Source organism: Streptomyces hyaluromycini (assembly GCF_002217755.1).
In the GTDB taxonomy this organism is placed as follows: Bacteria; Actinomycetota; Actinomycetes; order Streptomycetales; family Streptomycetaceae; genus Streptomyces; species Streptomyces hyaluromycini.
Window position 1 is genome coordinate 1 of sequence record NZ_BCFL01000038.1, and the last position, 23,764, is coordinate 23,764.

22 protein-coding genes, 2 pseudogenes and 1 riboswitch are annotated in these 23,764 nt (G+C 72.1%); of the genes and pseudogenes, 5 read left to right on the forward strand and 19 right to left on the reverse strand.

Annotation, left to right across the window (positions count from 1 at the left end; translation table 11 throughout):
- Positions 1-217: 217 nt before the first annotated feature.
- The 5 genes from SSP29_RS47370 to SSP29_RS47390 all read right to left on the reverse strand — a co-directional run bounded on the left by SSP29_RS47370 (position 218) and on the right by SSP29_RS47390 (position 4,864).
- Positions 218-1,411, reverse strand: coding sequence for a glycine C-acetyltransferase (locus SSP29_RS47370; protein WP_089107215.1), 1,194 nt, complete (start codon positions 1,409-1,411; stop codon positions 218-220).
- A 43-nt stretch (positions 1,412-1,454) separates the two neighbouring features.
- Positions 1,455-2,483: an L-threonine 3-dehydrogenase gene (tdh, locus tag SSP29_RS47375; protein WP_089107216.1), complete on the reverse strand. Its 1,029-nt coding sequence runs from the start codon at positions 2,481-2,483 to the stop codon at positions 1,455-1,457.
- A gap of 177 nt (positions 2,484-2,660) precedes the next feature.
- Positions 2,661-3,032, reverse strand: coding sequence for an SgcJ/EcaC family oxidoreductase (locus tag SSP29_RS47380; protein ID WP_089107217.1), 372 nt, complete (start codon positions 3,030-3,032; stop codon positions 2,661-2,663).
- Between the two features lie 59 nt (positions 3,033-3,091).
- A complete protein-coding gene (locus SSP29_RS47385; RefSeq protein WP_089107218.1) occupies positions 3,092-3,805 on the reverse strand; it encodes an SDR family NAD(P)-dependent oxidoreductase in 714 nt (237 codons plus the stop codon).
- 129 nt (positions 3,806-3,934) lie between these two features.
- Entirely contained in the window at positions 3,935-4,864 is a 930-nt protein-coding gene (locus SSP29_RS47390; RefSeq protein ID WP_089107219.1) for a LysR family transcriptional regulator, read from the reverse strand.
- A gap of 107 nt (positions 4,865-4,971) precedes the next feature.
- On the opposite strand from SSP29_RS47390, the gene SSP29_RS47395 reads away from it, so the two are divergent.
- Together SSP29_RS47395 and SSP29_RS47400 are read left to right on the forward strand one after the other, a co-directional pair.
- On the forward strand, positions 4,972-5,274 hold the full coding sequence (locus SSP29_RS47395; protein WP_089107220.1) for a muconolactone Delta-isomerase family protein: 303 nt from the start codon (positions 4,972-4,974) through the stop codon (positions 5,272-5,274).
- Positions 5,271-5,612 (forward strand): annotated as a pseudogene (locus tag SSP29_RS47400) (MFS transporter); the annotation flags it as partial. The gene SSP29_RS47395 and the pseudogene SSP29_RS47400, both read left to right, overlap by 4 nt.
- Here SSP29_RS47400 and SSP29_RS47405 read toward each other — a convergent pair.
- The 8 genes and pseudogenes from SSP29_RS47405 to SSP29_RS47440 all read right to left on the reverse strand — a co-directional run bounded on the left by SSP29_RS47405 (position 5,609) and on the right by SSP29_RS47440 (position 13,711).
- Positions 5,609-6,208, reverse strand: coding sequence for a TetR/AcrR family transcriptional regulator (locus SSP29_RS47405; protein ID WP_089107221.1), 600 nt, complete (start codon positions 6,206-6,208; stop codon positions 5,609-5,611). The pseudogene SSP29_RS47400 and the gene SSP29_RS47405 overlap by 4 nt on opposite strands.
- 57 nt (positions 6,209-6,265) lie before the next feature.
- A complete protein-coding gene (locus SSP29_RS47410) occupies positions 6,266-6,847 on the reverse strand; it encodes a GAF domain-containing protein (RefSeq protein WP_089107222.1) in 582 nt (193 codons plus the stop codon).
- 61 nt (positions 6,848-6,908) lie between these two features.
- Complete coding sequence (locus tag SSP29_RS47415; protein WP_089107223.1) at positions 6,909-7,508, reverse strand: GTP-binding protein; 600 nt, start codon at positions 7,506-7,508, stop codon at positions 6,909-6,911.
- Positions 7,486-7,857: a DUF742 domain-containing protein gene (locus SSP29_RS47420; RefSeq protein ID WP_089107224.1), complete on the reverse strand. Its 372-nt coding sequence runs from the start codon at positions 7,855-7,857 to the stop codon at positions 7,486-7,488. The genes SSP29_RS47415 and SSP29_RS47420 overlap by 23 nt, the downstream gene beginning before the upstream one ends.
- Positions 7,858-7,859: 2 nt before the next feature.
- Entirely contained in the window at positions 7,860-8,294 is a 435-nt protein-coding gene (locus SSP29_RS47425) for a roadblock/LC7 domain-containing protein (RefSeq protein WP_089107225.1), read from the reverse strand.
- A gap of 68 nt (positions 8,295-8,362) precedes the next feature.
- Positions 8,363-10,783, reverse strand: a pseudogene (locus tag SSP29_RS47430) (sensor histidine kinase).
- Positions 10,784-11,198: 415 nt separating this feature from the next.
- On the reverse strand, positions 11,199-12,359 hold the full coding sequence (locus SSP29_RS47435; RefSeq protein WP_089107226.1) for a DUF4037 domain-containing protein: 1,161 nt from the start codon (positions 12,357-12,359) through the stop codon (positions 11,199-11,201).
- 164 nt (positions 12,360-12,523) lie between these two features.
- Positions 12,524-13,711 carry an MBL fold metallo-hydrolase gene (locus SSP29_RS47440; protein WP_089107227.1) on the reverse strand — a complete coding sequence of 396 codons (1,188 nt, stop codon included), beginning with the start codon at positions 13,709-13,711 and terminating at the stop codon, positions 12,524-12,526.
- 140 nt (positions 13,712-13,851) lie between these two features.
- Here SSP29_RS47440 and SSP29_RS47445 point away from each other — a divergent pair, with 140 nt between their 5' ends.
- A complete protein-coding gene (locus SSP29_RS47445) occupies positions 13,852-15,030 on the forward strand; it encodes a glutamate dehydrogenase (protein ID WP_089107228.1) in 1,179 nt (392 codons plus the stop codon).
- A 12-nt stretch (positions 15,031-15,042) separates the two neighbouring features.
- Here the strand turns inward: SSP29_RS47445 and SSP29_RS47450 are convergent, their stop codons facing one another.
- On the reverse strand, positions 15,043-16,203 hold the full coding sequence (locus tag SSP29_RS47450; RefSeq protein ID WP_089107229.1) for an MFS transporter: 1,161 nt from the start codon (positions 16,201-16,203) through the stop codon (positions 15,043-15,045).
- A complete protein-coding gene (locus tag SSP29_RS47455) occupies positions 16,200-16,802 on the reverse strand; it encodes a helix-turn-helix domain-containing protein (protein ID WP_089107230.1) in 603 nt (200 codons plus the stop codon). Before SSP29_RS47455 ends, SSP29_RS47450 begins: the two co-directional genes overlap by 4 nt.
- Between SSP29_RS47455 and SSP29_RS47460 the strand changes: the two genes are divergently transcribed.
- Together SSP29_RS47460 and SSP29_RS47465 are read left to right on the forward strand one after the other, a co-directional pair.
- Positions 16,801-17,322: a GNAT family N-acetyltransferase gene (locus tag SSP29_RS47460; RefSeq protein ID WP_089107231.1), complete on the forward strand. Its 522-nt coding sequence runs from the start codon at positions 16,801-16,803 to the stop codon at positions 17,320-17,322. The genes SSP29_RS47455 and SSP29_RS47460 overlap by 2 nt on opposite strands.
- 69 nt (positions 17,323-17,391) lie before the next feature.
- Positions 17,392-17,994 (forward strand): TetR/AcrR family transcriptional regulator, encoded by a 603-nt coding sequence (locus tag SSP29_RS47465; protein ID WP_150136332.1) that lies wholly within the window; start codon positions 17,392-17,394, stop codon positions 17,992-17,994.
- A gap of 44 nt (positions 17,995-18,038) precedes the next feature.
- On the opposite strand, the gene SSP29_RS47470 is transcribed toward SSP29_RS47465, so the two are convergent.
- The 4 genes from SSP29_RS47470 to SSP29_RS47485 all read right to left on the reverse strand — a co-directional run bounded on the left by SSP29_RS47470 (position 18,039) and on the right by SSP29_RS47485 (position 23,593).
- Positions 18,039-18,824, reverse strand: a complete 786-nt coding sequence (locus SSP29_RS47470) for an SGNH/GDSL hydrolase family protein (RefSeq protein WP_089107233.1) — start codon at positions 18,822-18,824, stop codon at positions 18,039-18,041.
- Positions 18,825-18,969: 145 nt separating this feature from the next.
- Positions 18,970-19,686: a DUF6250 domain-containing protein gene (locus SSP29_RS47475; RefSeq protein WP_089107234.1), complete on the reverse strand. Its 717-nt coding sequence runs from the start codon at positions 19,684-19,686 to the stop codon at positions 18,970-18,972.
- Between the two features lie 203 nt (positions 19,687-19,889).
- Positions 19,890-20,822 carry a M23 family metallopeptidase gene (locus SSP29_RS47480; protein WP_089107235.1) on the reverse strand — a complete coding sequence of 311 codons (933 nt, stop codon included), beginning with the start codon at positions 20,820-20,822 and terminating at the stop codon, positions 19,890-19,892.
- A 2-nt stretch (positions 20,823-20,824) separates the two neighbouring features.
- Positions 20,825-20,948: riboswitch (cyclic di-AMP (ydaO/yuaA leader) on the reverse strand.
- Between the two features lie 560 nt (positions 20,949-21,508).
- The gene (locus SSP29_RS47485) at positions 21,509-23,593 is read right to left on the reverse strand and encodes an alpha-galactosidase (protein ID WP_089107236.1); all 2,085 of its coding nucleotides are present in this window, start codon (positions 23,591-23,593) and stop codon (positions 21,509-21,511) included.
- Between the last annotated feature and the right edge of the window lie 171 nt (positions 23,594-23,764).

Here is a 23,764-nt window from a genome sequence, read left to right on the forward strand (position 1 = left end):
TGTCTGACAATTCCCGTCGTCGTCCGGAGGGCGGCCTCGCGGCGTCAGGTGCGTGCTCTCGGCGTGCCGGGCGTAGGCCCTCGTACTGGACGTACTTGGGTCTGCGCCCGGTGCGGCGAGAGTGCGTGCATGGCGTCGCGAGGCGGACGGGAATTGTCAGACAGGCCCTAGCCCGGCCCGGCGACCCGCTGCCCCGGTGACCCACCGACCCGCCGGCTCAGCCCGCCAGCTCAGCCCGGGCCGCGACGAAGGCGTCCACCGCTCGGTTCACGTCGTCCGTCGAGTGGGCGGCGGACAGCTGGACCCGGATCCGGGCCTGCCCCTGCGGGACCACCGGGTAGGAGAAGCCGATCACGTACACACCGCGCTCAAGGAGCAGGTCGGCCATCCGGCCCGCCACGGCCGCGTCGCCGATCATCACGGGGGCGATGGCGTGGTCGCCGGGGAGGATGTCGAAGCCCTCCTCGGTCATCCGGCGGCGGAACAGGGCGGTGTTCTCGGCGAGCCGGACCCGCAGGTCGTCCGCCGCCTCCAGCAGGTCGAGGACCTTCAGCGAGGCCGCCGCGATCACCGGGGCGAGGGTGTTGGAGAAGAGGTAGGGGCGGGAGCGCTGGCGGAGCAGGGCGACGATCTCGGCGCGGGCCGCGACATAGCCGCCGGAGGCACCGCCGAGGGCCTTGCCGAGGGTGCCGGTGACGATGTCGACGCGGTCCATCACGCCGTGCAGTTCGGGGGTGCCGCGGCCGGACGGGCCGACGAAGCCGACGGCGTGCGAGTCGTCGACCATGACCATCGCGTCGTAGCGGTCGGCGAGGTCGCAGATCTCACGGAGCGGGGCCACATAACCGTCCATGGAGAAGACGCCGTCGGTGACGACCAGCCGGCGCCGGGCGCCCTGCGCCTCCTTCAGCTGTCGTTCCAGGTCGGCCAGGTCGCGGTTGGCGTAGCGGAGGCGGCGGGCCTTGGAGAGGCGGATGCCGTCGATGATCGAGGCGTGGTTGAGGGCGTCGGAGATCACCGCGTCCTCCTCGCCGAGCAGGGTCTCGAAGACACCGCCGTTGGCGTCGAAGCAGGAGGAGTAGAGGATCGTGTCCTCCTGGCCGAGGAACGCCGACAGACGCGCCTCCAACTCCTTGTGGACCTCCTGGGTGCCGCAGATGAAGCGGACCGAGGCCATGCCGTAGCCCCAGCGGTCCAGGGCCTCGTGCGCGGCGGCGATCACCTCGGGGTGGTCGGCGAGGCCGAGGTAGTTGTTGGCGCAGAAGTTGAGGACCTCGCCGGGGCGGCCGCCCGCGGTGACGGCGACGGTCGCGGACTGCGGGGTGCCGATCACGCGCTCGGGCTTGTGCAGTCCGGCAGCGCGGATCTCGTCGAGGGTGGCGCGCAGGTCGTCGCGCACGGAGTCGAACATCATCAGTCCTTGGGAGTCGTCAGCGGGTCCGTCAGCGGGTCCGTCAGTGGGTCCAGTCGAGGATGACCTTGCCGCCGCGGCCGCTCGCCGCGTCGGCGAAGGCCGCCTCGAAGTCGCGGTAGCCGTAGCGGCCGGTGATCACGGGGGCGAGGTCGAGTCCGCCTTCCAGCAGCACCGACATCGCGTACCAGGTCTCGAACATCTCACGGCCGTAGATGCCCTTGATGGTGATCATCGAGGTGACGATCCGGGCCCAGTCGACGGAGAACTCCTGGGCGGGCAGGCCGAGCACGGCGATCCGGCCGCCGTGCGTCATGTTGGCGATCATGTCGCGCATGGCCTCGGGCCGGCCGGACATCTCCAGGCCGATGTCGAAGCCCTCGCGCAGTCCCAGCTGCCGCTGCCCGTCGGCGATCCGCGCCTGCGACACGTTCAGGGCGAGGCTCACGCCGATCTTACGGGCGAGTTCGAGGCGCTCCTCGCTGACGTCGGTGATCACGACGTGCCGGGCGCCCGCGTGCCGGGCCACGGCGGCGGCCATGAGACCGATCGGCCCCGCACCGGTGATCAGGACGTCCTCGCCGACCAGCGGGAAGGAGAGCGCGGTGTGCACGGCGTTGCCGAACGGGTCGAAGATCGCGGCCACGTCGAGGTCGACGGGGACCCGGTGCACCCAGACGTTGCCGGCGGGCAGCGCGACGTACTCGGCGAACGCGCCGTCCCGGCCCACGCCGAGGCCGACCGTGGCGCGGCACAGATGGCGCCGCCCGGCCTGGCAGTTGCGGCACTTGCCGCAGACGAGGTGGCCCTCGCCGCTGACCCGGTCGCCCACCTTGATGTCGGTGACGTCCCGGCCGGTCGCCGCGACCTCGCCGACGAACTCGTGCCCGACCACGAGCGGAGTGGTGATCGCCTGCTTGGCCCAGCCGTCCCAGGCCCGGATGTGCAGATCGGTGCCGCAGATGCCGGTCCGCAGGACCTTGATCAGTACGTCACCGGGACCGACCGCGGGCTCCGGCACGTCCGTGAGCCACAGCCCGGGCTCCGCCTTCTGCTTGACCAGCGCCTTCAACGCTACGGCTCCTGTGCGTGAGGTCCCGGCCGCGGGGTCGCCGAGGCGGCCCGCGGCCGGGGAGGGGGGTGGAATCTCACTGCAATCTGCCGCACCCGGGCGCATCGGTCCATCGAGGATTTCTTAAGCGCCGCCACAGCTCCGCTTCACACCCCCGGAACGCCCGGCAGGACAGGGCTAGTCGAGGCGGGAGACCTGGTAGTGGGCGATGCGCCAGTCTTCGTCCGTCCGGATGATGAGGACGGAGAGCGTGACGTCCAGCGGGGGCCGGTCCGTGAACGAGAACTCGACGGCCAGGTAGCCGAGGACCACGCCGTCGGCGGGCCGCCTGGTCTCCAGGACGCGGTACGTGGCCTTCATGCCGAGGGGCTGGGAGTCGTAGTAGGCGGCGACGCCCTGCCGTCCGACGCTGTAGGGGTGCAGTCCCTGGAAGACGGCGTCCTCGGTGAACTCGGCCGCGACGCGCTCGGGTCGGTGTGCGCCGACGGCCGCCTTCCACCGGTCGAGCACGGCGCTCAGGATCGCGGTGTCGTCCGTCGTGCTGGTCATGTCCGCTCCTTGGTGGTGACGTGGTGACATGTGATGCCGTGTCGTGCTGTGTCGTGCCGTCAGTGTCCGGCGCTCATACCGCCGTCGACGTGCAGGATCTCGCCGGTGACGAACGGCGCGGTCTCCAGGAAGAGGACCGCGTCGACGATGTCGCTCACTTCACCCATCCGGCCGACCGGGTGCAGGGCGGCGAGGAACTCGTGGGTCTCGGCCGCGTGCATCGGGGTCCTGATGGTGCCGGGCGACACCGCGTTGACGCGGATGCCACGGGTGGCGTACTCGATCGCCAGGGACTTGGTCGCGGACTGCAGGCCGCCCTTGGTCAGCGAGGCCAGGGCGGAGGGGACCCGGGCGTCCGCGCTGTCGACCAGGCTGGTGGTGATGCTGACGATGTGCCCGCCGCCCTGGGCGAGCAGGTGCGGGACCGCCTGCTGGGTGAGGTGGAAGAAGCCGGCGACGTTGATGCCGGTCACGGCGGCGTAGTCCGCGGCCGTGTAGTCGGTGAACGGCTTCGCGACGAAGACACCGGCGTTGTTGACCACGGTGTCGATACGGCCGAACCGCTCGACGGCGGCGGCCACCACCCGCTCCGCAGTCGCCGGGTCGGCGATGTCGCCCTGGACGGCCAGGACGCCGGCGTCGTCGGCCGGGGCGATGGTGCGCGAGGTCGCGACGACCGCGAAGCCGAGCTTGCGGTAGCCCTCGACGAGGGCGGCACCGATGCCCTGCGAGGCGCCGGTGACGATCGCGACCTTCTGCTGCTGCGTGCTCATGATGACCTTCTCCGTAGTGGCTGACCGGTTACTAGCCGACCGGTCGACTATTTGGAAGGTAGGCCGGGTCCTTCGGGGGTGCCAGGATCGGCTTCCTCCCTGCTGGGAGGCACAGGCTCGCAGCGCAGCTCAGCCGTGGAGCGCGTACGGGTCGCCGGCGGGCAGCCAGGCGTCCGGGGCGTGGATCCCGAGGTCTCCGACGTCCTCGCACAGGGCGTCGACGGCGGCCAGGACGCCGGCTCGGTCCTCGCTCGCGCGCCAGACCAGGGACCAGGTCCAGTACACCTTCGGCGCGACGATCTCGCGGCGGACCAGGTCGGGCGGGAGCGGAGCGGTCTGGCCCTTGGGCGAGTTGAGGACGGGCCGGGTGCAGCGCCGGACGTGGTCGAAGTAGGCGGGGCCGGTGACGGCACCGTCGGAGATGCGCACCGCGCGGGCGCCGACGGTCTGTGTGAGCTCCTCGGCATACCCGTTCCAGGAGGCCCAGGAGGTGATGTCGTCGTCGATCAGGACGTCGGTGTCCCGGGCCGGCAGGTCGCTCGTGTCGGTGCCCTTCGCGACGGCGTACAGCCGGTCCGCGCCGATCAGCCGGGCCCGCAGCCCGAGCCGTTCGAGGTCCTCCGTACGCACCCAGCAGACGGCGAGGTCCAGGCTGCCGTCGGCGACCCGGGCGGCCTGGGTGTGGGAGGGCGCGACCCAGGCGTCCACATGCACCCGGGCCACCGCGGCCGTCCGCGATCCGAGGTCCGGCGGAAGCCAGTTGGCGTACCCGAGCCGTACCGGCTGGGAGCCCGAGAGCCGGCCCGCCCGGCGCTTGAGGTCGTCGGCCCGCTCCAGTAGGTCCCGGGTGTGCGGGAGCAGCTCGGCGCCGGCGGGGGTGAGGGAGACCGAGCGGCGGTCCCGGTCGAACAGCCGGACGCCCAGGTCCCGTTCGAGCGCCTTGATCTGCTGGGAGAGCGAGGGGCCCGCGATGAGCAGCCGCTCGGCGGCCCGGCCGAAGTTCAGCTCCTCGGCGACCGCGACGAAGTAGCGCAGCTGGCGCAGTTCCACGCGCGTCATGCTACGCGCGCTGGGAGGCTGCGCCTCTCAGCAGCGAGTCAGCCGGTCGTGGCACCGTTGCCGGCTGCGGCGCACGATGGAGTCAGCGACAACGGAGGGAGCACATCGTGCGAGAGTTCCTGGTCGAGATCACCACCGACATCCCCGAGGGAACGGGCCAGGACGAGGTCGACCGGCGGCGGGCGGCCGAGGCGGTCCGCGCCGGGGAACTGGCCGCCACCGGCCACCTGTTCCGGTTGTGGCGCCCGGTGGGCGAGCTGCGCAGCATCGGCGTGTGGCTGGCGGACGACGAGGCGGAACTCCACGAGAAGGTGCTGGGCACCCTGCCGCTGCGTCCGTGGATGACGCTCACCGTCACCCCGCTGGAGCCCCATCCCAACGACCCGGGCCGGGCCGACGGCACCCGATGACCGCACTGAGCGGAAGTACGGCCGCCGCCCTCGGCTCGGCCGTGCTGTTCGGCGCCACGTTCCTGGGCGTGAGCAGCCTCGCCCTGGCCACGGGCGCGCAGTTGCGCTTCCCGCGCTCCGTCGCCCTGCTGACCGGCGGAAACTCCGTCGGCCAGATCCTCGGCCCCCTGGTGGTCGCCCCACTGCTGCGCCACGGCCGCCACCAGGCCCTGCTGCCGGCCGCCCTGGTGGTCCTCGCGGCCGCCGTGCTGCGGATCGGTTTCCCACACCACATGGGCCGGGACCACACAGTGCCGGTACGACAGCGGCAACCGGCCGGGGCCGCCACCCGCTCCTAGGCCGCTGTCACGCCGAGCAGGGCCCGGCAGTTCTGCCAGAGCGGGCTCAGCCGCCCGGTGCTGTTGTACAGCTTGGCGAACATCACCTGGCCCTCCAGCTGGGCCACCACCGCCCGTGCCGCCTCTCTGGTGTCGGTCACGCCCACGTCGCCGCGCTCACGGGCCTCGGCGACGACCGACTCCACCATGTCGACCTGGGCGTCGAAGATCTCCTGGAGCCGTCCGCGGACCGCCTCGGTCTGGTTGCTCAGCTCCAGGGCGAGGTTCCCGAACAGACAGCCCGCCACGGTCCCGCAGCCCCGCTGGCCGGCGAGCTGGCCGGCCTCGGTCTCCTCAAGCAGCCGCCGCAGCCGCCGCAGGGGCTCCGCGTCTCCGGTCAGGGCCCGGGTCCAGTCGCGCTTCTGGGCGGCCCAGTGCTCGTCGACGACCGCGAGCGCGAGGGCCTCCTTGGACTCGAAGAAGTAGTAGAAACTGCCCTTCGGCACCCCGGCCGCCTTGCAGATCTCGGCGACGCCGAGCGCGGAGTAGCCACGCCCTTCGATCAGCGAGCGAGCGGCGTCGAGGATCTTCCGCCTGGCGTCACTGGTACGTCCCATGCCACCAGGGTACGGAGGTACTAGACCGGTCGGCTAGTGAAGGGGGTGTTCCCGTCGTCACAGCAGCGGCAGACCGTCGGCCTCGCGCCGCTCGATGCGGGCCACCAGCTCCGCCGCCGACGACTTGATCGTCTCCAGACCGGGCCGGCCCCAGGGCCGCGGCTCCACGTCGACCACGCACACCGTGCCGAGCACCGTCCCCGTGCTGTCGATCAGCGGGGCGCCCAGGTAGGAACGGATGCCGAAGTCGTCGACGACCGGGTTGCCCGCGAACCGCGGGTAGTCGCAGACATCCTCCAGGACCAGTGCCTTGCGCCGGACCACCACATGGGGGCAGAAACCGTGGCCGCGGGGCAGCTCCCGGCCCAGTACCGGTGTGCTGCCGTCGGGCCGCACCACGGGCGGTGCCACGTCTGGCAGGTGCAGACCCGCGAAGAACTGGCGGTTCACGTCGATGAAGTTGACCATGGCGTACGGCGCCCCGGTGACCTCGGCGAGCCGGTCCGCGTAGACGTCGAGGGCAGGGTCCGGGTGTGCGCCCAGGCGCAGTTGGCCCAGACGCCGGGTGCGCTCGGGTGCCTCCTTGTCCTCGGGCGTGAGCAGCAGCCGGCCGGCCGGGCGCGACGGGTCGTACCTCATGCGCGGGCTCCGTCGCAGTGGACGTGGGTCATATACGGGCTCCGTGAGGGGTGTTGGGGGTTCACATGTGGGCGCCGTGGCTCGGCGCGGAGACCGGAGCGTGGGCGATGAGATGGCGGACGAGGGTGAGGAGGGTCTGGACGCCGGAACTGGAGATCCGGGCGTCGCAGCGGACCACCGGGACCTCCGGGTCGAGGTCGATGGCGGCGCGCACCTCGTCGGGGTCGTAGCGGTACGAACCGTCGAACTCGTTGATGGCGACGATGAAGCCGAGGCCGCGCTCCTCGAAGAAGTCGACGGCCGCGAAGCAGTCCTCCAGGCGGCGGGTGTCGGCGAGGATGACCGCGCCGAGCGCGCCCTCGGACAGCTCGTCCCACATGAACCAGAACCGCTCCTGTCCGGGCGTGCCGAACAGGTAGAGGACGTGTTCCGGGTCCAGGGTGATGCGGCCGAAGTCCATGGCCACGGTCGTCTCGACCTTGTTCTCGATCCCTTCGAGGCTGTCGGTCGCGGCACTGACCGTGGTGAGGAGTTCCTCCGTGGACAGCGGGGCGATCTCGCTGACCGCGCCCACGAAGGTGGTCTTGCCGACCCCGAACCCACCGGCCACCAGGATTTTCAGCGCGGTGGGAAAGGGATCAGAGCTGTCGTCGTAGTCCATCGAGCACTGCCTCCAGGAGGGACCGGTCAGTGGGGTTGTGGTGGAACACGGGGGGCTTGGCGGTGAGCGCCCCGCAGTCGACGAGGTCGGAGAGCAGCACCTTGGCGACCACGGCGGGCAGTTTGAGGTGCGCGGCGACCTCGGCGACCGAGACGGGGGCACGGCACAGGTCGAGTGCCTGCGCGTGCTCGACGCCGAGGTAGCCGAGGGGCGTGGACCCGGTCGCCATCACCTGCGACATGAGGTCGAGGGCGATGCTGGGCTCGGTGCGGCCGTTGCTGACCGTGAACGGGCGCACGAGGCGTCCGGCCGCGTCGTCGAGCCAGGGCCCGTCGCCGGCTGCCGCCACCCTCAAGGCCTCATCGCCGTGGATTCGACGGCGTGCTGCCGGGGCGCGGTGACGAGGTAGGGGCGGACGCTCTTGACCAGCATCGCCATCTCGTAGCCGAGGACGGCGGCGTCGGCCTCCCGGCCCGCCAGCACGGCGAGGCAGGTGCCGGAGCCGGCGGTGGTGACGAACAGCAGCGTCGAGTCGAGTTCGACGACGACCTGGCGGACGTCCCCGCCGTCGCCGAACCTGACGCCCGCGCTGCGGCCGAGCGAGTACAGGCCGGAGGCGAGCGCCGCCATGTGGTCGGCGCTGTCGGGGTCCAGGCCGTGGACGGACTTCACCAGCCCGTCGCAGGACAGGAGCACCGCGCTGGTGGTGTGCGGTACGCGCTGCACTAGGCCGCTCATCAGCCAGTCGAGGTCGGATACCTGGGCGGTCGGCGCATCGCTCGCCATGGTGGATCGACTCCTTGGGGTACGAAGGTCTGCGGGAGCGGTGGGGGTGGGGGTGGAGACGGTGCTGGTCATCCGGCCGGTGCGCTCCCGTCGGGCCGGGTGGTGAAGTCGGAGGTGTGCACCGGGCGCAGGGCCTGGGAGTACGACTGGGGTCGGGACGCGGACGGGGTGTCGGCGGGGTCCCGGTGTGTCCGGCTCATGTGTGTGGGGGACATGTGGTCGGTGGCCGCCGGGTGACCTGTGGTCATGAGGTCCGGGGTCTTGTGATCCGAGGCCGTGTGGTCGGAGGTCAGGTGGTCGAAGGTCATGTGGCCTGCAACCAGGGGCTCCGGCGTCATGGGGGCCGGCGTCATGCGGTCCCGGGCCGACTGGTCCGGGGCTGTGTGGTCGGGAGCTGTGTGGTGCGGAGTCAGGTACCCGGCCTCCATGTACGTCACGTCCGCATGTGCCGCCCCCGTGTGCGTGGCATCCATGTGCGTGGCATCCATGTGCGTGGCATCCATGTGCGTGGAGTCCAGGTGCGTGGCATGGGATGTGTTGGTCGGCTGCTCGCCGGATCCGTCGCCGGCGGCCCTGTCGGCGAAGCCCGTACCGGTGAACCCGTCATGGAGGGATGCGCCACGTGTCCCGCCCACGGACTCGGCGGCGGTCGGCTCCGCCTGGGTGGCCTCCAGGTGCTGCTGGGCTTCGGCGAGGCCGATGCCGCGCTGGAAGGCGGCCATCAGGCCGGGGTCGTGTCCGGCCGGGACCTCGTTTTCCTGGCGGGGAGCCGGGCCGCCGCGGAGCTGGGGAACGATGTGCTCCTGGGCGCGGCGGCGCGGCAGCTGGGGTTTGCCCATGGTGCCGCGCACGGCGCCGACGCGCGGCACGGGCGGGCTGCCCGCGTGCTCGGCGACCGTGGACCGGTCCTCGGGCCGGATGCCGGGCAGCGCCTCGGCGGGGTTCGCGCGGGTCTCCTGGACGCCGCGCACCGGCAGCGGCGCGGGATCGCCCCCGTGCTGCGCGTGCCGGCGGCGGCCACCGGCGGCGGCCGTGGCGGCGGGACCTTGCTGCTGCCCGGGCCCTCGGCCGGCCGGCGAACCGCCGGCGGCGGCCCGGTTTCCGGCCCCCGTGTCCGGTCCGGCGGCGCCGCCGGGCCGCACGCCCTCCAGTGCCCCGGTGCCGTGGGACGGCCGTGCTCCCGCGGCTCCGGGCGCACCGCCACCGGGCGCACCCGGCGCGCCGCCCCCGGTCGCCGTGGAGCGCGGCTGCGGTAGGGCGGCGGGTGCACCGGGCGCGCCCGGTGCCGTGCCCAAGAGGCCCTGCGGGACGACAAGGACGGCCTGGACGCCGCCGTAGATGTTGGTCTGGAGGCGGACGTTGATGCCGTGCCGGCGGGCGAGCTGGGAGACCACGAAGAGGCCGATACGGCCGTCGGCCAGCAGGCTGGCGACGTTGACCTGGTCGGGGTCGGCGAGCAGGGCGTTCATCTTGGACTGCTCGCCGACCGGCATGCCGAGTCCGCGGTCCTCGACCTCGACCGCGAGGCCGGAGGTGACGAGGTTGGCGCGGAGCAGCACCTGGGTGTGCGGGGCGGAGAACACCGTGGCGTTCTCGACGAGTTCGGCGAGGAGGTGGATGACGTCGGCGACGGCGTGCCCGCGCAGTTCGCCGTCGATCGGCGGGACGAGTTTGACCCGGGAGTACTGCTCGACCTCGGCGATGGCGGAGCGCAGCACCTCGGTCATGGAGACGGGGTTGCTCCACTGCCGCCGGGAGACGGCGCCGCCGAGGACGGCGAGGTTCTCGGCGTGCCGTCGGATGCGGGTGGCCAGGTGGTCGACGTGGAAGAGGCCCTTGAGGAGGTCCGGGTCCTCGATCTCGTTCTCCAGTTCGTCGAGGATCGAGATTTCCCGGTGCACGAGGGACTGAAGGCGCCGCGCCAGGTTGACGAAGACCTCCAGCTTCTGTTCGCTGCCGGCCTGGCTGGAGAGCTGGGCCGCCTGCACGACGGCGGTGACGGCGCCGTCGTGCGCGCGGGACAGGTCGGCGGCGAGCAGCTCGAAGTCGTCCGCGTCCTCGGGCGGTCCGCCGCGCGGCTTGCGCGGGGGCGGGGTCTCGCCGCGGCGCAGCGCGTCGACGAGGGCCAGCAGATCGGCCTCGCCGCGGGCGGCGTTGCGGCGCAGGGCGGCGACGCGGTCGCTGACCGAGCGGGCGGCGCGATCAGCGGCCACGGCGGCGATGACGATGCCCGCGGCCGTCACCGAGACCGCTCCGGCGAGCACGGCCAGCAGGGTGAGGCTGGGCCGGGCGCCGGTGGAGCGGACGGTGAACAGGACGGCCGCGCAGCCGCTGAGCGCCACCGCGACCGGTGGCAGTACCGCCAGACGCATGAGCTGAGGCCGTATGTGGGTCTCGGGCAGCGCGGGAACGGGTCGGGCGACCGGCCGTCCGTGCCGGCCGCCCTCACGGCGGTCGGCGCGGGCGGCCGGTGCACGGAGGTGAGACATCTGCGTCCTCGTACTGGTCCGTCGGGCCTGGTTCCTCGCGCGGGTCGCGCGAGTTGGGCATGCGCCATCGCAGTGCCGGCCGAGGGGACCGCAAAAGAATTCGGCACCGCCTCGCCCGACGGGCACTCACAGTAGTCGCCACGGCATCATGTGCGGTGGGCAGTTGACAAAGTCCCCCGGAGATGGTCCCGCTCTGGTATGAGCCGTCGTACGAAAGACCGATGACCCCCTCGGCACTCCTCTCCCGAACAGTCATGGACCGATCCGACCTGCTCAGAAACGGTCACACGCGGAGGACGTGAGCCGGGGCTCCCGCCGCTCCGTCCCGCTCGCCGACCCCCGGTCCGCACGCCCGCGACAGGTCGGTCCGGACGCCCGCAGGGGCTTCCGCGCCCTCTCCGCCACCTCCAGATCATCACTCACGGTGACCCCTTTGGCCTCGACTGCTCTTCGTCGGTGCGTGGCGCGGGCCGTCGTGGGCGACGACGCCCGTCACCGCGTCGGTCGCGGCCCGGGTCAGGTCCGGGCGGCTCAGGACCTCCGCGCTGTCGATGAACTGGTCCACCGCGCCGGCCTTGCGCAACGCCCGTATGTCCGGGTCCTTGATGCGGGCGCTGAGGGCCCGGGCGAAGCGGTCGGCGCGCAGCACCCGGAAGGGCCGGGCGTGGTAGGTGCGCGTGGCCGGGTCGACCCGGTCGGTGAGCTCCAGTTCGTTGTGCAGGTGGGCGACGATCTCGTACGCCTGGACCAGATGGCGCTCGCGCAGGTGCCAGTCGGTGGCGGCGAGGACGGCGGTGAGTTCGGAGGTGAGCCGCGGGGCCGCGGGGGTGCGGGCGAAGGCGCTGCCGAGCCACTTGCCGTACGGCGGGTAGCGTCGGTCCATCAGCAGGGAGAGCCGCATGAGGTCGCGGACCAGGCGGGAGGCCTCGACAGCGGAACCCAGTTCGTCGCCGACCTCGCCGCAGCGGCCGACGAAGGCCTCCTCCTGGGCGATGCGCTGCCACTGGCAGGCGAGGACGTGGAGCCAGAGGTCGTGGGGGTACCAGCGCAGGGCGGTGCGGGCCGGGGTGAGCGTGTGGAGGCCGTCGTGGAACACGGCGCCGGCGGTGACCTCGGCGAGGAGCTGGGTGGGCAGGGCGAGCCAGTGCGCCGGGGTGACTCCGGACGCGGGGTCGAAGCCGAGGGTGGCGCGGAACCAGGAGGCGACGCCGGTCACTTCGACGCGGTGGTGCACCGGACCGTCGGTGACCCGCATGACGCGGATGTCCCGGTCCCCCGTGGCGGCGAAGTGGGTGGGCCAGCCGTGGAATGTCTTCGGGAGGTGTTCGGCGAGCACATGTCTTATGCGTCCGGCGTGGCGGCTCACATCGTGGGAGTGCAGGAACAGCTGGAGCCGCGGCCCCCATTCGTGGTCGGCGGAGCGTTCGGTGTCGTAACCGAGCACTTCGGACCCCGCGCCGATGCGGGCCGCGGAGTGGGGTATGCCGGGAGCGGCCTCCTCCAGCAGTGGGCGTACGGCCTCGGTGTAGAAGCGTCGGGAGAGCTCAAGTCCCGGTAAAAAAGCAGGGCTTGGCATATGTGCATGGCTCATGACGATGCCCCTGCCCAGGTTGTGCAGGGGCATGCACGCCATTTTCACGCCACCGCCACACCGGTGGCGGCGTCACAGGCCCTTCGTCACGGATTCCTCGCCGCTCGCGCCCGCCGCCCCACCGTCACCGGCCGCCCGCGAGGTCGAGGTCACACTTCGCCCGCGAGGTCGAGGTCCCCCTGCCCGGGCGCGGTCTCCGGCCGCTTCTCGCCGCGCCAGGTCCGGCCGATCGGCGCCGAGACCGTACGCCACCACGGGTCCGCGGGCAGCTTGCCGGACGGCTCGAAGGGCTCGCCCGGACGCGGCAGCGCGACCGCCTGGCCCGCCTCGTCGCCGGCGTCCTTGGTCCACTCCCCCGGCTCGGCCCAGGCGTGCGGGGCGAGGTTGAAGGTGCCCCAGTGGATCGGCAGCAGCACGCCGTGCGGCTGCCCGCCCTGGAGGTCGAGGTGGGCGCGCATGCCCTCCTGCGGCGTCATGTGTATGTCGGGCCAGAACTCGCTGTACGCGCCGATCTGGATCATCGTCACATCGAAGGGCCCGTGGTCGGCGCCGATGTCCTTGAAGCCGTCGAAGTAGCCGGTGTCACCGCTGTGGTAGATCCGGTGCTCCTCGCCGGCCACGGCCCAGGACGCCCACAGGGTGTGCTGGGTGTTGCGCAGCCCCCGGCCGCAGAAGTGACGGGCGGGGGTGGCCGTCAGGGTGAGTCCGCCGACCTTGGTCTCCTCGTGCCAGTCCAGCTCGCGCAGCCGGTCGGCGGAGACGCCCCACTGTTCGAGATGGGCACCGACGCCGAGCGGCACGGCGAACAGGGTGTCCGTGCCGGCCAGTGCCTTGATGGTGGGCAGGTCGAGGTGGTCGTAGTGGTCGTGCGAGATGACCACCACGTCGACGGGGCCCAGCGCGGCCAGCGGCAGCGGCGCCGGGTGCAGCCGCTTGGGCCCGGCGAACGGGAACGGGGAGCAGCGCTCGCCCCAGACGGGGTCGAACAGGACTCGGTGCCCGTCGATCTCCGCGAGGACGCTGGAGTGGCCCATCCACGTCACGCGCAGGCCGGTGGCGGCGGGCCTGCCGAGGTCGGCGACGGTGGTGGGGTACACCGGGATGGTGCCCCGGGGAGCTCTGCGGGCGCGCTGCTCCTTCTCGAAGTAGGTCTTCGCGAACTCCAGCATCGACCCCGAGGGCCGCATCCGGGTGGTACCGCCGGGGTTCTGGAAGACACCGTCCTTGAAGTGCGGGGAGCCCTGGATGCGGGCCAGGCGCTCGCCGCCGGGGTCCGCGCCGAAGGCAGCGGGCCGCAGCGCGCGGAGCCCGGAGCTCAGGGATCGCAAACCGGTCACGGTACCTCCAGTGGTGTCGCCGAGGTCCCCATTATGGTCGGCCCTTCCGACAGTCGGCGTTGACACCGCACCATCCGCCTCCCAATACTGACCCACTGTTCAGTAGCACCGTTTCTTCACACAGCTCCCGAGGAGCCCCCGTGACCGCTCCCCTGATGTCCCTGGTCTGGACCGACCACGTCACCGGCCGCCAGGGTTTCCTGGTCGTCGACCGGCTGGTGCGGGGCGTGGCCAGTGGCGGTCTGCGGATGCGGCCGGGCTGCACCCTGGAGGAGGTCACCGGACTCGCGCGCGGCATGACGATGAAGGAGGCCCTGCACTACAACCCCGAGGCCCGCTACATCCCGCTGGGGGGCGCCAAGGGCGGCATCGACTGCGATCCGCAGGACCCCGGGGCGTACGCCCTGCTGGTCCGCTATCTGCGCGCCATGCGGCCGTATGTGGAGAGTTCCTGGACCACGGGCGAGGACCTGGGGCTCACCCAGGACCTGGTGGACCGGGCGGCGGCCGAGGCGGGGCTGGTCTCCTCGGTCCAGGCCGTGTATCCGCTGCTGGACGACGAGGCGGCGGCCCGGCGGCGGCTGGCGGACGCCTTCGCCGTCGAGGTGGACGGGATCGGTCTCGACGAGCTGGCCGGCGGCTGCGGGGTCGCCGAGTCGGCGCTGACGGCCCTGGACCGGGCCGGGGTGCCGTACGCGGGCACGCGGGTCGCCGTGCAGGGCCTGGGCACGATGGGCGGGGCCACGGCGCGGTTCCTCGCCCGCGCGGGGCTCACCGTGGTGGCGGTCGCCGACATCAAGGGCACGGTCGCCAACCCGGCGGGTCTGGACGTCGAGGCGCTGCTGCGCGCGCGGGACGCGTACGGCACCGTCGACCGCGCGGTCCTGCGCCCCGGTGACGTGGAACTGCCGGGTGACGCGTGGCTGTCCGCCGACGCGGAGGTGCTGGTGCCGGCGGCGGTGTCGTACGCGATCGACACCGGCAACGAGCACCTGGTCACCGCCCGCTGGATCGTGGAGGCGGCCAACATGCCCGTGCTGCCCGCGGCGGAGGAACGGCTCACCGCGCGCGGGGTGACTGTGCTGCCGGACGTGGTGGTGAACTCGGGCACCAACGCCTGGTGGTGGTGGACCCTGTTCGGCGACATCGGGCCCGACGCCGACGAGGCGTTCGCCCACACCCGCCGCTCGATGCGGGCGCTGGTGGAGCTGATGCTGGACCGCGCGGAGTCCGACGGTACGACCCCGCGGGCCGCCGCCCATGCCCTGGTGACCGACCGGCTGCCGGTGATCGCGGAGCGGTACGGCTGGTATCGGTGACGCGACGCGTGCTCAGCGTCGCCCGGCCCTGAGGGTGCGGAGCAGGGCCAGCAGCAGGGCCAGGAGGGCCGTGAGCGCGGTGCCCTGCCAGCCGACGGCGTCGAGCAGGGGCGCGGCGACGGCCGTGCCGACGGCGCCGATCGTGAAGTACACCACGAGGTAGACGCTGCTGAGGCTGCCGGAGCGGGCGGGGTCGAGGGCGATGACACGGCTCTGGTTGGCGGCCTGGGCGGCGAAGCAGCCGGCGTCGAAGAGGGCCAGGCCGAGGGCGGTGCGCCACGGGGTGTCCAGGCCCGTGGCCAGCAGGGCGGTACCGGCCGCGGCGACGGCCATGGAGACGCCGATCACCGTGCGCGGGCCGTACCGGTCGGTGAGGCGGCCGGTGAACGGGAGCGCGGCGAAGCCGAGCAGCCCGGCCAGGCTGTAGAGGCCGATCGCGGCCGGGCCGAGGGAGTGCGGTGGCTGGGCCAGGTCCAGGGTGAGGGCGATCCAGACGAGGTTGAAGGCGAAGTACCAGAGCGCTCCGGTGGTCACCGCGCGGCGCAGCCGCGGCTGCTGCAGGAGCAGCGGCGGGAGGGCGGTCAGGGTGGCACGGTAGCCGCGGGAGGCGTGCGGCCGGTGCCGGGGCAGGAGCGTGGCCGCGGCGAGCGCGCCGAGCAGGGCGAGGGCGGCGAAGACCAGGAGCATCCGACGCCAGCCGAGGGCGTCGGTGAGGGCGCCGCCCGCCAGCCGGCTGAGCAGGATGCCGGCCGACATGCCGGCGGCCACGAGGGCGACGCCGGTTCCGCCGCGGCCCGGCCGGGCATGGCGGCCGGCGATGTTGCCGGCCTGGGCGGCCACGCTCGCGGCGGCGCCGATGAGCAGATAGGCGGCCAGGAGCACGGACGCGTCGCGCGCGGTCGCGGCCAGCGCGAGGGCCGCGGCCAGGGCGGTGAGCTGTGCGGTGACCAGGCGGTTGGGGGCGAGGTGGTCGGTGAGCGGCAGCAGCAGGGCGAAGCCGGTCATGCAGCCGGCGAGCGCGGCGGTGGGCACCAGGCCGATCACGGAGAGCGGCACGTCGAGGTCGGCGGCGACCGCGGTGAGCGCGGGCTGCACGGCGTAGTTGTTCGCGATCGCCGTCCCGGCCACGGCGGCCAGCAGGAGCGTGCCGCCGCGGGGCAGCGTCCGGCTCACGGCCGCGCGTCGCGGGTGAGGACGACGGCGTAACGGCACTCGGCGCCGGTGGTGTTGGCGAAGACGCGCTCGGCGGGCGCGCCGAGTTCGATGGTGTCACCGGCGTCGAGTTCGTGGACCGTGTCGCCGTCGTGGAAGGTCAGCCGGCCGTCCAGGACCCAGACGAGCTGCCGCACGAAGGCGAAGGCCGCCGCCGGATACGGGACGCGGGCGCCGGCGGGCAGCCGGATCTCGGCGATCTCCGCCGGGAAGCGCGGGCCGGTGATCTGGCGGCGCAGGTAGCCGGTGCCGGGGTCGCGCCACTCGGCGGCGTCGGTGACACGCCGCACCCCCGGGGTGTCGGCCACGGGCTCCTGCGCGCCCTCGGCGAGGGCCAGCAGCGAGGCGACGCTGAGCTGGAAGGCGGCGGACAGCTTGCCGAGCACGACCGCGGTGGGGCTGCTCTCCCCGCGCTCGATCCTGCTGATCATCGCCGGGGAGACCCCGGAGGCGTCCGCGAGCTGCGCCAGGGTCCAGCGGCGGCGCTCCCGTTCGGTGCGGACCCGGGCGGCGATCTGCCGTACCAGGGGATCCGCCGATGGTTCTACTATGTTGGACATGAATCCAATATACGAGAGAGGCGCGGTGACGGTACGCCCGGCCCGTCCCGGTGACGGGGAGGCCGTTCGCGCGATCCGCAATCACGCGATCGAGAACTCGACGGCCCTGTGGACCGAGACCCCGCAGTCCCCCGCCGAGGGGGCGGCCTGGTTCGCCACGCACCTGGAGCGCGGCTCGGCGCTCGTGGCCGAAGTCGCCGAAGCGCCGGGCGAGGTGGCCGGATTCGCGGTCTACGGCCCGTGGCGCGCGCTGGACGGCTACCGGCACACGGTGGAGAACTCCGTCTACGTCCGCGAGGGCAGGCACGGGCTCGGCATCGGCTCCGCGCTGCTGGGCCCCCTCGTCGCCGCGGCACGCGAGGCCGGCCACCATGTGATGATCGCCGGCATCGAGGCCGGGAACACCGCGTCGATCCGGCTGCACGACCGGTTCGGCTTCGAGCACGTCGGGACGGTCCGGGAGGTGGGCACCAAGTTCGGCCGCTGGCTGGACCTGACGATCATGCGGCTGCCGCTGTGACGGTCACGCGGCTGCCGCCCGCCCCGGGACGCCGACGCGGGCGGTGTGACAACCGATTAGGGTGACCGCGTGGCGAGAGTGCGGTTGAGTGTGGCCGAGCGGCGGGAGGAACTGCTGCGGGCCGCCATCGAGCAGATCGAGGTGCGGGGCGTGGCGGCGGTGCGGATCGCCGATGTCGCCTCGGCCCTCGGCGTGAGCAACGCGCTGGTGCTGTACCACTTCTCGACGAAGGAGAAGCTGGTCGCCGCCGCCTTCACCTACGCCGCCGAGGACGACCTGACGCATCTGCGCAAGCTCCTGGGCCGCCGTACGTCGGCGCTGCGCCGGTTGCGGGCGGCGGTGCGCTGGTACGCGCCGACGGGGCAGGCGAAGGGCTGGCGGCTGTGGATCGAGGGCTGGGCGGTGGCGTTGCGGGAACCCGCGCTGCGGGACGTCACCAAGGGCCTGGACCAGCAGTGGAAGGCGGCGATCGCCGAGGTCATCGCCGAAGGGGTGGCCGCGGGCGAGTTCCGGTGCCCCGACCCCACGGCGGCGGCGCTGCGGCTGACCGCCCTGCTCGACGGGCTCGCCGTCCAGCTGACCTCGTACCCGGGCGCCGTACCCCGCTCCCGAGCACAGGAGTGGGCGGACGAGGCCCTGGCGCGCGAACTGGGGCTCCCGGAGGAGAAGTAAGGGGCGGCCCGCAATGAGGCCACCCCTTACCCGTCGGCACCGCCTCAAGCCACGGAAGCGATCCGCATCTTGATGTCGTCCGGGGACAGCGCCCCCTTGGCCGTCACATGGTCGCCGGACGACTCGCCGCGCAGCCGGCGCCCGATCCAGGGCACCAGGTACTCACGGGCCCAGTGCACGTCGTCGCGGCGGACCTCCAGGGTGCCGCGGGGCGGCAGCGGCGGCCACGGCTGGTCCGGGTCGGCCGGCACCTCGACGCCGAGCACCTGTCCGGCGCGCAGCGCCACGCGCGTGTGGCCCTCGGGCGAGAGGTGCAGGCGGTCGCCGTCCCAGGCGCGGCGGTCCTGCACGGTCTTCAGGGACCACAGGTCCAGGACCGGGCAGCCGTACCGGTCGGCGATGGCCCGCACGTGCCCGTTGTACGTGGCGATCTTGCCGCGCAGATGCTTGAGGACGGGTACGCCCCTGGTGTCGAACCCGGTGGTCACCAGCACGGTGCCGACGGCCTCGGTCAGCTGGGCCACGGCCCGCTCGAACCGCTCGGCCACCTCGTCGGGGTCGGTGCCGGGGCGGATGATGTCGTTGCCGCCCGCGCAGAAGGAGACCAGATCCGGGGCGAGTGCCAGGGCCTGCGGCACCTGGTCCGCCACGATCTGGTCGAGCAGTTTCCCGCGCACGGCGAGGTTGGTGTACTCGAAGTCGCCCTCGGGCCGCCGGTCCGACAGCAGTACCGCGAACCGGTCAGCCCAGCCGACGAACGCCCCGTCGGGGCCGGGGTCGCCGACGCCCTCGGTGAAGCTGTCCCCCACCGCCGCGTACGACCCGATCACTGATGCATTGTCACTCTTCGAATCGTCTCCCACATCGGACCATGATTCACCTTCGGCTGTGACCTACGCGACCGTAATTAAGGGTTGACGTTCGGTGAGATAAGACACTTTTAAATACTTTGCCAAGCCTGGAATAAGGCTCTGATCAGCGGCGTTTACGTGTCGATCGCCAGACATTGAAGTCGCTGATCCGGAAGTGGCTCCAGGTGGTCCGGAACGCGAAGTGCCCGCTCGTATAGGGCTCCGGGTCGGTGTAGTCGAACACCAGCCGGCCGTTGTTCCACCATCGCACGGTCGGACCGTCGGAGACGATCTGGACGCGGTCGGGCCGGTTCGCGACGAGCAGCGGCTCGGTGTAGTCGCAGATCAACGGGCGCACGCCGGGCTCGCCGACGTAACGGCGCAGCCTGGTCGTCGTGTTGTAGTTCGCGCCGTAGCCCGCGTAGTACGTCGTGAGGTAGTCGTACTCGGCGAGCGCGCCGCCGCGCGGGGTGGCGAACAGGTCGTCCGGGGAGCGGACGTCGGTGGCGTTCCAGAAGTTGTTGAGGTCCGAGACACGGTCGTTGGCACCGCCCGCCGACACCGGTGTGGCGGTGTACTCCAGGACGTACGGCCCGTCGAGCCGCCGCCGGAACCATACGGTCGCACCGGCGGGCACGTCGACATCCAGGATCCCCTGCGCCGCGGTGACCGTGCCGCCCTGCTCCAGTTCCACGGACCACTGACCGAGGCCGTGGCGGAAGTCGTCGTGGGCGAGCAGCCGGCGGTGCCGGGGCGCGGCGCTCGCGGGCGCGGCGGAGGCCAGGGCCGCGAGGGCGGCTCCGGCGGCCAGGGCTCCGAAGGCTCGGCGGGTGGTCGTCATGCGGCGGTTTCCTTCCGGCGGGGCGGCAGTGGCGGACATCGCTGACAGAAAGCGCTTGCATCAACGGGGATCACTGTGCCGCCGTCCGCCGCCCGTGTCGATGCCCTGAGCACCCCTGCCACAAGAAGGAAACGCCGGAGGCCGGACCCGGGGATCGGGGGTCCGGCCTTCGGAGTGCGTGTCAGATCAGTGCGGGCGCCGGGTCAGCCGACAGCGAGGCCCTTCGAGCGGAGGTAGGCGACCGGGTCCACGTCCGAGCCGTAGTCGGGGGTGGTACGGATCTCGAAGTGGAGGTGCGGGCCGGTGACGTTGCCGGTGGCGCCGGAGAGGCCGATCTGCTGACCCGCGGTCACGGTCTGGCCGACCGAGACGGAGAGGGCGGAGAGGTGGCCGTACTGCGCGTAGTAGCCGTCGGCGAGCCGGATGACGACCTGGTTGCCGTAGGCGCCGCCCCAGCCTGCCGTGACGACCGTGCCCGCGCCGACGGCCTTGACCGGGGTGCCGGTCGGGACGACGAAGTCGACGCCCGTGTGGTAGCCGCTGGACCACATACCGCCGGCGACGTGGTAGCCGGTGCCGACGGTGGCACCGGTGACCGGAAGGGTGAAGCCGGACGCGGTCGCCGCCGAGTCGGCCGAACCGTCCGAACCGTCCGACGAAGCGGCCGAGGACGAGGTGGACGGCTGCGGGTCCGACGGCGTTCCGGAACGGGAGCCGGAGTCCGCGCCGTCCGTCGTGGCGGCGTGACGGCCGCCGAGCGTGAGTTTGAGGCCGGGGTGGATCAACGAGGGGTTGTCGCCGACGGCCTCCCGGTTGTCGGCGTAGAGCCGGTGCCAGCCGCCGCGGACGTCGTACTCACGGGCGATCTTCGAAAGACAGTCGCCGGGCACCACGGTGTAGACGCGGTGCGCGGAATGCACGGCGGAATTCTTCGCGGCCGTCTTCTTCACCGCGGTCTTCTCGACCGTCGGAAGTGACTGCGCGGCCTTTTCGAAAACGGACTGCGAGGTGGCCGCGTGGGCGCCGGCGGCCCCCATGAGCGGCAGCGCCAGCGCGGCGCCACCGGTTCCGGCGACGGCCATCGAGCGCGTGAGACGCTGGGACTTGGGGCGGCGGTGCTTACCCTTCGCGGGCATGGCGCATTCCTCTCCGACGCCTGCGAGGTGAGCTGTCGGGTTCGGGCTGGAGCTGCCCGGCCACGCACCATCGCGCGACTACACCCCAAGGACCTCCCTTTCGGATCAGCTCGGCGACGCGAGGCCTGGCACGCGCATCTGCCGCGTTGTCGTCGGTCGCCGACGTCCCCCAGCCTTCGGCCGGGAGGTGCCCCCACCGCGTCGACTCCCTCCTCCGCCTTGCAGCTGCACGCACCAGACCTCGCTCGGGTCGGCAGCGAAGCACCGTCCCTCTGCGCCGATCCGATCCGAAAGGCAGGCCCAGCCGTCCCGGGAACCGGAACAGGCGGTCATACCTGGTGGGTCCCCCGCTCCTGCCGGGCACGGGTGAGTGTGTGTGGGGACTCCGGGCGGCGGCAGGACTCGGCGTTCCGTCCGGAAGTGTGGCGAACGTAAGCGAGTGAGACGCACGCGGACAAGCGGTCGGTTCCGCCCGTCCGGGTTTTACTTGATCCGTTACCGGAAATCCCGGTCACCCTCCGTGAATTCCGGCCTATTCGGTTTTCCAACCTTCTTGCAAAGCACTGGAATTACGTGAGCATGACGCGCGACGGACGGTCACGAATATGACGCTCCTCACGCACGTCACGCCACGTCCCCTTATTCCAGAGCGAGTTGCAACGAAGACACCAATTCGGGCAGATGCATCAGATCCGACGGAGCCGGATGACCGACGCATCCAGGTCACCCTTCAGTCCGGTGCGCAGTCCGTGGTGCAACAGGACGGCACCCCGATGGACTTCGCCCGTTTCGAGGCATTCGTACGACGCCGCGGGGTCGAGGCCCTGCAGCCGCAGCGCCGGCGCCGGCTCGCCGTAGCTCTGGGCCTGCAGCCAGGCGAGGACGACCGTCTCGTCGCCGAGCGTGTACTGCACCGCGCTGAGCCCGCCGGCCGGCGGCCGCAGCCGGAACTGGTCGCCGCGCTGCACCAGGGGCCGGATCTCCTTGTAGAGCTCCACCCAGCGGCCGGCCTCGGCGAGCTCCTCCTCGGTCCACTGCGAGAGGTCGCCGCCGACCCCGAGCGCCCCGGCCATCGAGCTGACGAAGCGGAAACGCAGGCTGCTGACCCGGCCGTTGAGCTGGTGGTTCGGGCTGTCGGTGACCCAGGCGGACATCACCCGGGCGGGGTGGATCTGGCTGAAGCCGTGCTGGATGGCGAGCCGGTCCAGCGGGTCGGTGTTGTCGGAGGTCCACACCTCGTCGGTGCGGCTCATGATGCCGAGGTCGATCCGCCCGCCACCGCCGGAGCAGGACTCGATGGCGACGTTCGGGTGGGCCGCGCGGAGCCGGTCGAGGAGGGCGTACAGCCCGCGGACGTGGTCGACCCACAGGCGCTGCGGGTAGGGCTCGCCGGGCCAGCCCGCATCGGTGAAGCAGCGGTTGAAGTCCCACTTGACGTAGTCGATCGGGGCGCTGGACAGCAGGGTGTCGAGCTGCTCCCAGAGATACTCCTGGACGTCCTCGCGGGCCAGGTTGAGGACGAGCTGGTTGCGCAGTTCCGTCCGCTTTCGTCCCTGCTGGTACTGCACCCAGTCGGGGTGGGCGCGGTACAGGTCGCTGTCCGGGTTCACCATCTCGGGCTCGACCCAGATGCCGAACTGCATGCCAAGGGCGTGCACGTAGTCGGCGAGGGGCTTGAGGCCCTTGGGGAAGCGGTCCGGGTTGGGCGTCCAGTCGCCGAGGCCGGCCCGGTCGCTGGTGCGGGCGCCGAACCAGCCGTCGTCGACCACGAACAGCTCGACGCCGATCGCGGCGGCCCGCCGGGCGAGGGTGGCCTGCTGGTCCTCGGAGATGTCGAAGGTGGTGGCCTCCCAGGAGTTGAACAGCACGGGCCGGTCCCGGTCGGCGTCCGGGATGATGTACGCCCGCTGGTAGGCGTGCCAGGCACGGCTCGCCCCGCCGAAGCCGCCGTCGGTCCACAGGCCCGCGAAGACCGGGCTGGTGTACGACTCCCCCTCGGCCAGCATCAGCAGGCCCGAGTCGTCGTAACCGGCGCCGCCGGTGATCTGCACGCGCGCGTCCGGGAGTTGGGCGACGGCGATCCGCCAGGAGCCGGACCAGCCGAGGGCGCAGCCCCAGACCTCGCCGCGCTCCTCGGTGGCGTCGGTGTCGAGGGCGACCCAGGACAGGTGCTGGTGGCTGGTGTGGCCGCGGCGGCTGCCGATGACCTTCTCGCCGTAGGTGAGCGTGGCGCTGGTGAGGCGGGACTCGGCGGCCCAGCGGCCGTGCAGCTGGGAGAGCCGCCAGCCCTCGCGGTCGGGGAGCGTCCAGGCGGCGGGGTCGGCGCGCAGCAGCTCCACGCGCGCGTGCCCCTCGTTGCCGACGGTCACCCAGCGTTCCACGACGTCGCCGCGCATCCGGTAGTGCAGGGTGATGAGGATGCCGTCGTCCCGGAAGCGCAGCCGCAGCTCGTCGCCGTCCGCGCCGGCCTCCGTCTCGTAGGCCTCGAAGGCCCACTCGGTGCCGCGCCGCTCCTCGGTGCGCACGGACAGGGAGGGGCGGACGAACCGCGGCCCGCCCTCGACGGGGTACTCCTCCCGACCGTCGAGCGGGGACTCGAAGGCCCAGTAGCCGGGCAGCGCCCGGGTGCTGAGCTCCTCGGCGTCGGCGAGCTGGATTCTGGCGCCCCAGTGCAGGTGGAGCAGTTCGTCGGCCTCCGTGAGATGCAGCGCGTAGCTGCTGCCGGGGCCCGACAGGAGCCAGGTACGACCGTTTTCGGCGATGTCCACCATCGAGAAACCTCAAACCTCACACAGCTGCCAACAGATCCGCTCAAGCACCAACATCATCAAGGTCTGCGGGCTCCGGAAGCAAGGGCAACGGGCATGGAGGCGATGCCTGTGGACAACTCATTGCCCGTGGAAACCGATGTCGTATGGTCGATCCAGTGCCCGTCGACGAGC

Coding starts and splice junctions, on each gene's coding strand:
- SSP29_RS47460 (WP_089107231.1), top strand. CDS start 16,801: ATGAATCCAATATACGAGAGAGGCGCGGTGACGGTACGCCCGGCCCGT.
- SSP29_RS47410 (WP_089107222.1), bottom strand. CDS start 6,847: ATGAGGTACGACCCGTCGCGCCCGGCCGGCCGGCTGCTGCTCACGCCC.
- SSP29_RS47475 (WP_089107234.1), bottom strand. CDS start 19,686: ATGACGACCACCCGCCGAGCCTTCGGAGCCCTGGCCGCCGGAGCCGCC.
- SSP29_RS47405 (WP_089107221.1), bottom strand. CDS start 6,208: ATGGGACGTACCAGTGACGCCAGGCGGAAGATCCTCGACGCCGCTCGC.
- SSP29_RS47425 (WP_089107225.1), bottom strand. CDS start 8,294: ATGGCGAGCGATGCGCCGACCGCCCAGGTATCCGACCTCGACTGGCTG.
- SSP29_RS47385 (WP_089107218.1), bottom strand. CDS start 3,805: ATGAGCACGCAGCAGCAGAAGGTCGCGATCGTCACCGGCGCCTCGCAG.
- SSP29_RS47370 (WP_089107215.1), bottom strand. CDS start 1,411: ATGTTCGACTCCGTGCGCGACGACCTGCGCGCCACCCTCGACGAGATC.
- SSP29_RS47380 (WP_089107217.1), bottom strand. CDS start 3,032: ATGACCAGCACGACGGACGACACCGCGATCCTGAGCGCCGTGCTCGAC.
- SSP29_RS47435 (WP_089107226.1), bottom strand. CDS start 12,359: ATGCCAAGCCCTGCTTTTTTACCGGGACTTGAGCTCTCCCGACGCTTC.
- SSP29_RS47390 (WP_089107219.1), bottom strand. CDS start 4,864: ATGACGCGCGTGGAACTGCGCCAGCTGCGCTACTTCGTCGCGGTCGCC.
- SSP29_RS47455 (WP_089107230.1), bottom strand. CDS start 16,802: ATGTCCAACATAGTAGAACCATCGGCGGATCCCCTGGTACGGCAGATC.
- SSP29_RS47415 (WP_089107223.1), bottom strand. CDS start 7,508: ATGGACTACGACGACAGCTCTGATCCCTTTCCCACCGCGCTGAAAATC.
- SSP29_RS47480 (WP_089107235.1), bottom strand. CDS start 20,822: ATGCCCGCGAAGGGTAAGCACCGCCGCCCCAAGTCCCAGCGTCTCACG.
- SSP29_RS47485 (WP_089107236.1), bottom strand. CDS start 23,593: ATGGTGGACATCGCCGAAAACGGTCGTACCTGGCTCCTGTCGGGCCCC.